Consider the following 8,874-nt stretch of genomic DNA (forward strand, 5'->3'; position numbering starts at 1 on the left):
CTGGTGCGGTCCGTTCTTGGTCGAGAACCGTATGGAGACTTGAGTCACTCAGGTAAGGCCCAGTCGGGGACGTTGCGCCCAGCAGTCAGGTGATGCGACGAACGGTCGGTATGCGTAGACGAACAGCACTGAGCGTGACCAGATTCACCGTTCACCGATTCGAGTGACCATTTTCACCCGGTTGAAACGCAGCTACTCACCGTGTGCGATCGGCTCCACTGCGCTTGCCGTCGGCCAGCCGGGCCTTCTCCTCGGCGGTTCCGAACCGGGCGATGTCGCGGTCGCGGATGAAGCCGAGGGGGTCCGGGGCGTGCAGGCGCAGCAGGATCTGGTTGACGTCCGGCGGCACGCGCCGGCGGGTGGCCTTGCTGACGACGATCATCGTCGCGAACGCGAGCGGAACGGTGATCAGCGCAGGTTGCGTGATGAACGCGGGCGCCCAGCGGCCGGTGTAGGTGCTGACGACGCTCACGACCTGAGCCGAGATGACGACGCCGCCGCCCACGACGAGCCCGCAGACAGCGCCGACCCAGGTGAGGCCGCGCCACCAGATCCCGAGGACCAGCAGCGGGCAGAACGTGGACGCGGCCAGCGCGAACGACATGGCCACGGTGAGTGACGCGTTGGACCGCGGCAGCACGAACGCGAGCGCGATGGCGACGAGCCCGGTGAACACGGTCGCCCACCGGAAGTCACGGACCTTGCCCGGCATGATGTCCGTCGAGACGACCCCGGCGACCGACACCACGAGGCCGGACGAGGTCGACAGGAACGCCGCGAACGCACCGGCGGCGACGACCGCGCCGAGGATCTGGCCGCCCAGGTTCGGCACCATCGCCTCCGGCAGCATCAGCACGGCCGCGTCGGTGTTGCCGGTGACGAGCAGCTGCGGCAGGTGCAGCCGGGACAGCACGCCCAGCACCGTCGGGAAGAGGTAGAAGAGCCCGAGCAGGTAGAGCACGTGCAGGGCGGTGCGGCGGGCGGCCTTGCCGTCCGGGTTGGTGTAGAAGCGGACGAGGACGTGCGGCAGGCCCATCGTGCCGAGGAACGTCGCGAAGATCAGCGAGTACGTCCCGATCAGCTCCGACAGCCCGCCGGTCTGCGGGTGCGTCCAGTCGCGGTTGGTCGTCGGCGAGCCCTCCACCACCGGCACCGGGCTGCCCGCGGTGAACTCCATGACCGTGCCGGGCTTCAGCTCGTAGACGCCGCGGCCCCAGAACACCGGGCCGTTCGCGTCCCTGCCGTCGATCGTCCCGCGCACCCGCAGCGTCAGCGGCTCGTCGACGCGGACCTTGACCGGCTGCTCGGCCACCGTGACCTTCTCGGCCTGCGGGAACCTGACCACGCCGTCGTCGCTGATCGGCTGCGTGCCGCGGTCCGGCGAGGCGAGGAACACGACGAAGAGCACGAACGTCGGCGCGGCGATCGCGAAGAGCTTGCCCCAGTACTGGAACGCCTGCACCAGCGTGATCGCGCGCATCCCGCCGCCGAGCACGTTGATCACCACGATCACCGTGACGATCAGGCCGCCGAGCCACGCGTCCAGCCCGGTGATCGTCGTGAGCGTCAGGCCCGCCGACTGGAGCTGCGGCACCAGGTACAGCAACCCGATGCACACCACGAAGAACGTGCTGACGTGCCGCACGTGCACCGATCCCAGCCGGGCCTCCGAGAAGTCGGGCAGCGTGTACGCGCCGGACCTGCGCAGCGGTGCCGCGACGAACAGCAGCAGCGCGAGGTAGCCGGCCGTGAAGCCGACCGGGTACCAGAGCGCGTCGACGCCGTCCTTGAGCACGAGGCCCGCCACGCTGAGGAACGACGCGGCGGACAGGTACTCGCCGGAGATCGCGGCGGCGTTGCGGGTGGCGGGGATGGCCCTGCGCGCCACGAGGAAGTCCGGGGTGGTGTTCGCCTTGCGGGACCCGACGTACCCGAGGAGGAACGTGACGGCCGCAACGGCGACGATGGCGCTGAGGCTCCAGATGGTGGCGTTCACGTCAACGGTCGACCATGTTCACGAAGTCGCGCTCGTGCCTTTCGGCCTGCCGGCGGAACACCCAGCCGACGCCGTAGAGGATCGGGAAGGGCGCGATGCCGAGCACGAGCCAGGGGACGGGGATGCCGAGGACCTCCAGGTCCCCGATCTGCGGGAACAGGTAGAACGCGAGCGGCAGCAGGCACATCCCGATCAGGACGGCGAACGCCATCCCGAACGCGGACTTGAGCTGCTGCCGGATGAGGTCGCGGACCAGCTTCTCGCCGACGCTGGTCTGCTCCTCCAGCTCGATGATCGTGCGTAACGCCCGGCCGCGCGCCTTCGTGGAGTCGGCGAGCACGACCCTGCGCCTGCGCGGCTTGCGGGCTTGCTCGCCCAGCCACGCCTCGCGGGGCGGCTGCTCCGGCTTTCCCGCGTCGTGCCTGCTCACCAGCCGCTCTTCGGCGGTCGCACGATCCGTTCCTTGAGCTCCTTGGTGTGCCGGCGGCTGACCGGCAGCTCCTTGGCACCCTCACCGGTGCCGATTACGACCGCGTAGCCGTTCGCCGTCATCCGCAGCTCGCTCACCAGCGGCAGCGCCACCAGGTACGAGCGGTGGATGCGCACGAACCCCGCGTTGGCCCACCGCTCCTCCAGCTGGGCGAGCGGGATGCGCACGAGGTGGCTGCCGTCCTGGGTGTGCAGGCGGGCGTAGTCGCCCTGCGCCTCCACGTACCGGACGGACGCGCGCGGCACGAGCTTGATCGTGCCGCCGAGCTCGACGGGGATGACCTCGTCGTCGGCGGGTTCCGCCGCCTGCGCGGTGCCGGTGGGGACGGCTGCCTGCGGCGCGGCCGTGCGGCCCACCCGGTCCGCGACCCTGCCGATCGCCTTGAGGACGCGTTCCTCGTTGATCGGCTTGTTGATGAAGTCGAGCGCGCCGACGTCGAACGCCGTCACGAGCGCGTCCCGCTCCTCGACGCCCGTCACGAAGACGAGCGCGGGCGGGTAGCGGAACGCGCTGAGCACCCGTGCGAGATCCATGCCGGACAGGCCGGGCATGTTGATGTCCGCGAAGACCGCGTCGACCGGCGGGAGACCGGCCTTGGTCCTCGCCATGACCTCCTGCTCGTAGTCGCCCCTCAGGATGCGCAGTGCCTCGGCGGCGTCGAACGCCGTGAGGACGCGCCGGATGTGGGGGCTGCTCTCCAGCAGGAACTTGATCTCGCTCAGCCCGGGAGCCTCGTCATCGACTGCGAGGACGAGGAGACCGGCGCTGTCCGGCTGGACTCTTTCTGGGGTACTCACTGTGTCGGGCATCTTGCCCATCAATGTGCGGTCATGTCTACGCCGGGGTAGCTCGCGACACGCCCGGTGAAACCGAACTGATGCTCACAGCCCGAATCGGGACCAGCGCGCACGTTCCTCGACGCTCGCGAGCACCTGGGCCACGAGATCGCCCGATCGGGTGGACGCCCCGGCGAGGCCGAGCTTGGCGAGCAGCGGCTTGCGCGGCTCGGCGATCGTCAGCTCGGCGTTGGGGAACCGCTTCGCGAGGACGCTGCGGATCGTGCCGATCCCGTCCACCAGCCCGAGCTCCACGGCCTTGGCGCCGGTCCACACCTCGCCGCTGAAGAGGTCGGCGCCCTCCTGGAGCTTGGCGCCGCGGCGTTCCACGACCCACTGCTTGAACTGCTCGTGCAGGTCGGCGTGCAGGCCCTTGAGCCACTCGACGTCCTCGGGCTTCTCGGCCTGGAACGGGTCGAGCCGCACCTTGTTCTCCCCCGCCGTGTAGACGCGGCGTTCGACGCCCGCCTTGTCCAGCAGGCCGTTGAGGCCGAACCCGGCGCTCACGACACCGATGGACCCCACGAGGGAGGTGCCGTGCGCGTAGATCTCGTCACCGGCGCAGGCGAGCCAGTAGCCGCCGGACGCGGCGACGTCCTCGCAGAACGCGAGCACCGGCACGTGCTTCTTGGTGGCGAGTTCGCGGATGCGCTCGGCGATGAGGGCGCTCTGCGTCGGCGCGCCGCCGGGCGAGTTGATGAGCAGCGCCACGGCGATCAGCCGCTCGTTGTCGAACGCCCTGTTGATGGCGGACTCGACGTTCTGGAGGCTGATCGTGTTGCGGGCGACCGGCGAGGACTGCGGGGTGATGACCCCGTGCAACCGCACCGCGGCGACGACCGGCGGCCGCTCGCCCCGGTCCATGACCCTCGGAAGACGGGCCGCGATCTTGTCCGTGACGCTCATGCACTCGACAGTACGTGCGTTTCCGGGAAGGAACGCGGGAGCCCCGCGTTTCCTTCCAGGGAACGCGGGGCCCCTGCGTGACGTAAAACACAAGAGGGCGGGTTAGCATCGGGTGTGACGTTCAACCCGATCCGCTGGCTCGAACGCTATGTCGAGTGGTGGGACGACCGGGGCCGGCAGAACGCCGCCGGGCCCACGCCGATGAACATCTACTGGATGTGGGTCAGCTGGAGCGTGTGCGCCGTCGTGCTGATCACGACCCTGGCGGTCGCGGCCCGCTGACCAGCGGACTCTCTCAGCACTTGCAGCTGGAGTAGCCCTTCGCGGTGCACTTGATGCAGACGCGGACGCGTTCGGGTGCTTGTTGTTCCTGCACTGTGACGATGCCCTAACTCGAGGCCGGCTGGCTTTCGCGCACACGCCGGCGGTCCTTGGTCAACTCCACAATCGGCAGCGGGACGGGCCGGGTTGAGCTTGGTTGCGGACGCAACTTCCGCACCAGGTCAGGCGCGGATCGCGGGCTGCTCGTTCGTCATCGGCTCGTCGTTGAGGTGGGAGCCGATGTTCAGGTTGGGCAGCACGTTCCTGGCGAACTTCGGCACGTTGAGGATCACCTTGGTGCCCGCGTTCGGCGCCGTCTCGACGACGAGCGCGTACTCCGCGCCGAAGACCGTCCGCATCCGGTCGTTGATGTTGCCGATGCCGACGTGCGCGCCGGTCTGGTGGGCGTCCTTGATGTCGTCGAGCCGTTCCGGGTCCATGCCGACGCCGTCGTCCTCGACGCTGATCAGCGCCTCGTTGCCGTTGTCCTCGGCGGTGATGGTGAGCATGCCGCCGCCGGGCTTTTTCGCCAGGCCGTGCCGGACCGCGTTCTCCACCAGCGGTTGCAGCACCAGGAAAGGCAGCACGACCTGGAGCACCTCGGGTGCGATGCGCAGGCGGACGTTCAGCCGCGAGCCGTACCGGGCCTGCTCGATGGTCAGGTAGCGGTGGATGTTCGTCAGCTCGTCGGCCAGCGTCGTGAAAAGGCCGTCCGTGCGGAACGAGAACCGCGTGAACTCCGCGAACTCCTGCAACAGCTCACGGGCGTGCGCGGGGTCCGTGCGGATCAGCGACGAGATGGTGTTCAGCGCGTTGTAGACGAAGTGCGGCGAGATCTGTGCGCGCAGCGCCTTCACCTCGGCCTGGGCGAGCGCCTGGCGCTGCTTCTGCACGACCTCCAGCTCCAGCTGGGTCGAGACGAAGCGGGCGGTCTCCTCCGCCATCCGGATCTGGCGCTTCGACGCGACGCCGGAGACGACGATCAGCGTGCCCGCCACCTCGCCCTCGACAACCAGCGGAACGACGACAACGCTGTGCAGGGAGCACGGGCCCTGCAGCTCGCAGCCGAGCTTGCGGTGGTCGACGTGCTCCTTGTGGCAGTTGTTGATGGCCCTGGCGACGGTGTCGCGGAGGTACTCGTAGTGGTCGTTCGCACCGCCGTCCCACGACAGGACGGTGCCCTCCTCGTCGGTGATCGCGACCGCGACGCAGCGCAGCATCTCCCGCAGGTGCGGTGTCGCCTTGTCGGCGGCTTCCTGGGTCAGACCCGCGCGGAGGTCGCTCGACGCCTTGGACATCCGGTCGAGCATGTCCATCACAGCATCCTCGACGGAGGTGCTGACTCGTCGAGCGCGGCACAGCATCACGAAGAGGCCGAGAACGGCCAGGGTCGCGATGACACCGAGCACGGCGCGCTCGGTCAACAGGTCGCCCACACGGCACATGCTCTGCCGTCGAGGACCCCGTTAGCAAGGGGCGCGTCCCGCGTACCCCCGTACGGTCCACTGCTCCGAGTAGACATCCGATGACTTCGGCGGGAGGGTGAGCGGGTGAGAGTGGCGCTGTTCGCGACCTGCCTGACCGACACGTTCTTCCCCTCGACGGCGCGTGCGGTGGTGCGGCTGCTGGAGAGGCTCGGCTGTTCGGTGGAGTTCCCGCTCGGCCAGACGTGCTGCGGCCAGATGCACTTCAACACCGGCTACCGGGAGCACGCGAAGCCGTTGGCCCGCAAGTACACCGACGTCTTCCGCGACTACGACCACGTGGTTGCTCCATCCGGGTCATGCGCGGGCATGGTGCGGGAGATTCACCCCACTTTGGGTGAGTCTCCACCGCGCACGTTCGAGCTCGCCGAGTTCCTCGTGGACGTGCTGGGCGTGACCGATGTCGGCGCGTGGTTCCCGCATCGCGTCACCTACCACCCCACGTGCCACTCGCTGCGCATGCTCGGCGTCGGCGACAAACCGCTGGCGCTGCTCAGGGCCGTGAAGGCGCTTGATCTGGTGGAACTGCCGGACGCCTCGCACTGCTGCGGTTTCGGCGGCACGTTCGCGGTGAAGAACGCCGAGACGTCGACGGCGATGCTCGCGGACAAGATGACGTCCGTGCTCTCCACCGGCGCGGAAGTCCTGTGCGCCGGCGACAACTCCTGCCTCATGCACATCGGCGGCGGTCTCTCGCGGCTGCGCGCGGGCGTCCGGCCGGTGCACCTGGCGGAGATCCTGGCTTCGACGGAGGAGGACCCGTGGCGCGCAACCCCGTGACGTGGCTGGGCAGCCCGACGTTCCCGCAGGCGGCGCACAAGGCGCTGGCGGACACGCAGCTGCGCCAGAACCTGCGCAAGGCCACCGGGACCATCCGCGGCCGCCGGGCAGCCGCGGTCGGCGAGATGACCGACTGGGAACAGCTGCGGGTGGCCGGCGAGCAGATCAAGGACGACGTCCTGTCCCGCCTCGACACCCTGCTGGTGCGGCTGGAGGAGTCGGTCACGGCCCGCGGCGGCGTCGTCCACTGGGCACGTGACGCCGAGGAGGCCAACCGGATCGTGCTCGGCCTGTGCCGGGAGGAGAACGCGACGGAGGTCGTCAAGGTCAAGTCGATGGCCACGGCCGAGATCGGGCTGAACGAGGCGCTCGAAGCCGGTGGCGTGCACGCCGTCGAGACGGACCTGGCCGAGCTGATCGTGCAGCTCGGCGACGACCGGCCGTCGCACATCCTGGTGCCCGCGATCCACCGCAACCGCTCGGAGATCCGCGAGATCTTCCGGCGCCGCATGGGCGTCGAGGTCTCCGACGAGCCCGCCGACCTCGCCGAGGCCGCCAGGGTCTACCTGCGGCAGAAGTTCCTGACCACCAAGGTCGCGATCTCCGGCGCGAACTTCGCCGTCGCCGACACCGGGTCGATCGTCGTGCTGGAGTCCGAGGGCAACGGCCGGATGTGCCTGACGCTGCCGGACACGCTGATCACCGTGATGGGCATCGAGAAGCTCGTGCCGACGTGGCAGGACCTGGAGGTCTTCCTCCAGCTGCTGCCGCGCTCGTCGACGGCGGAGCGGATGAACCCGTACACCAGCGTGTGGACCGGCGTGACGCCCGGCGACGGCCCGCAGAAGTTCCACCTGGTGCTGATCGACAACGGCCGCACGGCGACCCTCGCGGACTCCGTCGGACGGCAGGCGTTGCGCTGCATCCGCTGCTCGGCGTGCCTCAACGTGTGCCCGGTCTACGAACGCACCGGCGGCCAGTCGTACGGCTCGGTCTACCCCGGCCCGATCGGCGCGATCCTGACGCCGCAACTGGTCGGCGACATGCACGACCCGCAGGCGGCGTCGCTGCCGTTCGCCTCTTCCCTGTGCGGCGCGTGTTTCGAGGTGTGCCCGGTGCGCATCGACATCCCGTCCGTGCTCACGCACCTGCGTGCCGAAGCCGTGGAAGCCAAGGGCCGCACGGCCGAGTCCGTCGCGATGGCAGCGGCGGCGTGGATGTTCGCCTCGGCCTCGCGGTACGAGAAGGCGCAGAAAGCCGGTTCCCTGGCCCGTTTCCTGGCCAGGGACGGCCGGATCACGTCGTTGCCGTGGCCGGGCTCGAAGTGGACGTCCTCCCGTGACGTTCCCGCGCCGCCGTCCGAGTCGTTCCGCGCCTGGTGGAGGAAGAACCGTGGCTAGCAGTGCCAAGGAAGAGATCCTGGCCCGCATCCGCGGCGCTCGGGTCCCGGCCGCCGCTCCCGTCGTCCGCGGTTACCACCGCGAAGGCTCCGGCGGTGTCGAGCTGTTCGCGGAACGGGTCGCCGACTACCGCGCGGTCGTGCGGACCGTGACGGACGTGCCCGAGGCGCTGAAGTCGTTGCGCGGCAAGAGGATCGTGGCGCCGTCGGACGTGCCGGACGAGTGGCTCGTGGACGGCGTGACGTGGTTGCGCGAGCCGTTGTCGATCGAGGAGCTGGACGGGTCGGACGGCGTGCTGACCGGGTGCGCGGTGGCGATCGCCGACACCGGCACGATCGTGCTGGACGGCGGGGTGGCGCAGGGGCGCCGGGCGTTGACGCTGCTGCCGGACCACCACGTGTGCGTCGTGCGGGCGGACCAGATCGCCGCGTCGGTTCCAGACGCGGCAAACCCGCCGGAACCGACGCGCCCGCTGACGTTCGTCAGCGGGCCCTCGGCGACGAGCGACATCGAGCTGAACCGGGTGGAGGGCGTCCACGGCCCCCGCACCCTGGAGGTCCTGATCGTCACTTGAGCAGGCGGGACAGCCTGCGGTCGGCCAGCGGCTTGCCGCCCGTCTGGCACGTCGGGCAGTACTGGAACGCCTTGTCCGCGAACGACA

9 protein-coding genes and 1 pseudogene are annotated in these 8,874 nt (G+C 69.5%); 4 read left to right on the forward strand and 6 right to left on the reverse strand.

Features of this window, described 5'->3' with window-relative positions; all coding sequences use genetic code 11:
• Positions 1-196: 196 nt before the first annotated feature.
• The 4 genes from BLT23_RS37200 to BLT23_RS37215 all read right to left on the reverse strand — a co-directional run bounded on the left by BLT23_RS37200 (position 197) and on the right by BLT23_RS37215 (position 4,228).
• The gene (locus tag BLT23_RS37200; protein ID WP_090059561.1) at positions 197-1,996 is read right to left on the reverse strand and encodes a sodium/solute symporter; all 1,800 of its coding nucleotides are present in this window, start codon (positions 1,994-1,996) and stop codon (positions 197-199) included.
• A 1-nt stretch (position 1,997) separates the two neighbouring features.
• Positions 1,998-2,426: a hypothetical protein gene (locus tag BLT23_RS37205; protein ID WP_090059564.1), complete on the reverse strand. Its 429-nt coding sequence runs from the start codon at positions 2,424-2,426 to the stop codon at positions 1,998-2,000.
• Positions 2,423-3,304: a LytR/AlgR family response regulator transcription factor gene (locus BLT23_RS37210; protein ID WP_090059566.1), complete on the reverse strand. Its 882-nt coding sequence runs from the start codon at positions 3,302-3,304 to the stop codon at positions 2,423-2,425. The genes BLT23_RS37205 and BLT23_RS37210 overlap by 4 nt, the downstream gene beginning before the upstream one ends.
• Before the next feature lie 63 nt (positions 3,305-3,367).
• Positions 3,368-4,228 carry a S49 family peptidase gene (locus tag BLT23_RS37215; protein ID WP_090059568.1) on the reverse strand — a complete coding sequence of 287 codons (861 nt, stop codon included), beginning with the start codon at positions 4,226-4,228 and terminating at the stop codon, positions 3,368-3,370.
• Between the two features lie 114 nt (positions 4,229-4,342).
• Here BLT23_RS37215 and BLT23_RS41160 point away from each other — a divergent pair, with 114 nt between their 5' ends.
• Positions 4,343-4,510, forward strand: a complete 168-nt coding sequence (locus tag BLT23_RS41160) for a hypothetical protein (protein WP_176947104.1) — start codon at positions 4,343-4,345, stop codon at positions 4,508-4,510.
• A gap of 221 nt (positions 4,511-4,731) precedes the next feature.
• Here the strand turns inward: BLT23_RS41160 and BLT23_RS37220 are convergent, their stop codons facing one another.
• Positions 4,732-5,994 carry a sensor histidine kinase gene (locus tag BLT23_RS37220; protein WP_090059571.1) on the reverse strand — a complete coding sequence of 421 codons (1,263 nt, stop codon included), beginning with the start codon at positions 5,992-5,994 and terminating at the stop codon, positions 4,732-4,734.
• Between the two features lie 111 nt (positions 5,995-6,105).
• Between BLT23_RS37220 and BLT23_RS37225 the strand changes: the two genes are divergently transcribed.
• Genes BLT23_RS37225 through BLT23_RS37235 form a run of 3 tightly spaced genes read left to right on the forward strand, consistent with a single transcriptional unit; the run spans position 6,106 to position 8,787 of the window.
• On the forward strand, positions 6,106-6,813 hold the full coding sequence (locus tag BLT23_RS37225) for a (Fe-S)-binding protein (RefSeq protein ID WP_090059573.1): 708 nt from the start codon (positions 6,106-6,108) through the stop codon (positions 6,811-6,813).
• Positions 6,795-8,213 carry a LutB/LldF family L-lactate oxidation iron-sulfur protein gene (locus BLT23_RS37230; RefSeq protein ID WP_090059575.1) on the forward strand — a complete coding sequence of 473 codons (1,419 nt, stop codon included), beginning with the start codon at positions 6,795-6,797 and terminating at the stop codon, positions 8,211-8,213. The genes BLT23_RS37225 and BLT23_RS37230 overlap by 19 nt, the downstream gene beginning before the upstream one ends.
• Positions 8,206-8,787: a LutC/YkgG family protein gene (locus BLT23_RS37235; RefSeq protein WP_090059577.1), complete on the forward strand. Its 582-nt coding sequence runs from the start codon at positions 8,206-8,208 to the stop codon at positions 8,785-8,787. Before BLT23_RS37230 ends, BLT23_RS37235 begins: the two co-directional genes overlap by 8 nt.
• Here BLT23_RS37235 and BLT23_RS40370 read toward each other — a convergent pair.
• Positions 8,780-8,874, reverse strand: a pseudogene (locus BLT23_RS40370) (Fpg/Nei family DNA glycosylase); the annotation flags it as partial. The gene BLT23_RS37235 and the pseudogene BLT23_RS40370 overlap by 8 nt on opposite strands.

Source organism: Lentzea fradiae (genome assembly GCF_900100955.1).
In the GTDB taxonomy this organism is placed as follows: domain Bacteria; phylum Actinomycetota; class Actinomycetes; order Mycobacteriales; family Pseudonocardiaceae; genus Lentzea; species Lentzea fradiae.